1 protein-coding gene is annotated in these 826 nt (G+C 59.9%); it reads right to left on the reverse strand.

The features are described 5' to 3' along the window. Positions 1-71 precede the first annotated feature (71 nt). The gene (locus tag FS320_RS44405; protein WP_152718782.1) at positions 72-344 is read right to left on the reverse strand and encodes a hypothetical protein; all 273 of its coding nucleotides are present in this window, start codon (positions 342-344) and stop codon (positions 72-74) included. Positions 345-826: the final 482 nt, after the last annotated feature.

Below are 826 nucleotides of genomic sequence, written 5' to 3' on the forward strand. Positions count from 1 at the left end.
GCGCGGATTCCCATGATGGCCCGGAGCTCAGGCTCCACCCAGAGGCCGGATAGATTGATGCGAACCGTCTCTCACTCATCTGACACAGCCCTCTTGCAACGCACGGCCGGTCCATAGATCTTTTTCAGATGATCGGCGACGAGACCCGTGAGTTCCTCGTCGGTCGGCGGGCGGCGCCACTGGCGCGTCCACATCGCCCTCAGCCATTCGGCATCGGCGGCGCTCGTCCGGATGACGGGCTGCGGCTGGGCCTCCTGCCGAGCGGCCCCGAAGGCGGAATAGGCCGCAAACATCAGTCCGCCCAGCATGACGAAATGCAGGAGTGGTTCCTTCAGCAGCCTCATGGATCACGCTCCCGGCTGCCTCCAGTGTGACCGGATTGTGGGTTTTTGCTTGACCGTTTAGGGCGCCGGCTTGGCAATTCGGGATACATGCCCTCGCAGCTTGACGACATCATCACGGTTACAGAGGAAGCTTAAGAACGGCAAACGGGAGATGTGGTGGCGAAGCCTCTGGATCGATGCGCCCATCGCAGCCTCTTCTCATCCAAGAGTTTGCCTCGCGCAACATGACAGCACAGTTGAACCGAACTCTATAAATGACACTCCGCAAAGAACGCGGGCCTCCTTCAAGCTCGCTCCCTGATCGGGGCCTGCGGAGTTTGAGCCAGGCTCGATTCCTCGTACTCTGGTCTAAGCTTTAGCCGTTCTTATGCACGAGAGGGCTGGAGAGGGCTGGCGGATGTAGCTTAAGCGCTTGAAGCAGCGTAGGATTTGGTTGCTGAGACCAACCCCTGCCACCGATTGCACTGTGCCACACCCGCCAT

It is taken from the genome of Microvirga tunisiensis (assembly GCF_009296175.1).
GTDB lineage: Bacteria > Pseudomonadota > Alphaproteobacteria > Rhizobiales > Beijerinckiaceae > Microvirga > Microvirga tunisiensis.

What these genes read in the sequence shown, in the direction of transcription:
- FS320_RS44405 (WP_152718782.1), bottom strand. Translation starts at nt 344, where the DNA reads ATGAGGCTGCTGAAGGAACCACTCCTGCATTTCGTCATGCTGGGCGGA.